The sequence below is a fragment of the Vibrio sp. Vb0937 genome, assembly GCF_033338855.1.
In genome coordinates this window covers 1-1,000 of sequence record NZ_JAWOTK010000498.1, presented here as the reverse complement: position 1 = coordinate 1,000, position 1,000 = coordinate 1, and the positions used below count along the sequence as shown (strand labels likewise).

Below are 1,000 nucleotides of genomic sequence, written 5' to 3'. Positions count from 1 at the left end.
AACCATTGTTGGACGATGGACACTTGCTCAATCAATTGTTGACCAGAGAGCTGTTTTTGCTCGCCATTTTCATTGCTGAAAACAATCAATTGTCGCTCTGGTGATTGCTCTGCGTGTACAAGTAAATTCTGAGCGTAGTTAAGGGTTGTATCGCAGAACCAAACCGTATCTCTGTTGATATTTGGTGAGTTTGAATCGCTCCATTTTGGCTCGCCTAAACTTTTGACTTGTGAACCTAACTTGCCAACGACTTTACAAAATTGCCAAGTGTGCTGCCAAAATGCGTCATTGTGTTCAATAGACCAGCGGTGTAATGACGCATAATCGCTAATCTCATTACTTGCGCTGTTTCGTGCATTAGTGCTCTCGATAAATCGAAGCAGGTTACTGTCTCTGACTCGCTCAGCAGATGGCGACCAAATAGGAGTTTGGCTTGGCATAGTTCCCTCTATTTTCAATCCATTGTTAACTTACGTTGATCAAAAAGGGCGAGCATCATCATGCTCGCCCTTAGTCGGTTTATTTATAGTTGTTCAGCGAGCTGAGGCAATATCTCAAACAGATCGCCGACTAACCCATAATCCGCCACTTCGAAGATTGGGGAGTCTGGATCTTTATTGATCGCAACAATCACTTTCGACTCTTTCATGCCGGCAAGGTGTTGGATTGCACCAGAGATCCCTACGGCAATGTAAAGCTTAGGCGCGACGATTTTGCCGGTTTGACCGACTTGTAAGTCGTTAGCGACAAAACCTGCATCGACAGCAGCGCGAGACGCGCCAATCGCTGCGCCGAGTTTGTCGGCGACTTTTTCGATAAGCTCGAAGTTCTCTTTGCTGCCCACACCACGACCGCCAGAAATTACGATTTCAGCAGCCGTCAGTTCAGGCCGTTCAGATACCGTTTTGTCGATAGAAACTAGCTCCACGACAGGGGATTGAGCCGAGGTTTGCTGATGCTCAATATCGACTTGGCTGTTGCAAGCAACAGGATCAAAGGC

Annotated in this window: 1 protein-coding gene and 1 pseudogene; both read right to left on the bottom strand. The window is 46.7% G+C overall.

Translation table 11 applies throughout. The annotated features are described in order from the left end of the window. Positions 1 to 440, bottom strand: a pseudogene (locus tag R7P67_RS26785) (acetoacetate--CoA ligase); the annotation flags it as partial. A gap of 83 nt (positions 441 to 523) precedes the next feature. Beyond that, positions 524 to 1,000, bottom strand: a 477-nt coding sequence (locus R7P67_RS26780) for an electron transfer flavoprotein subunit alpha/FixB family protein (protein WP_318086580.1), incomplete at its 5' end; no start/stop codon positions are given.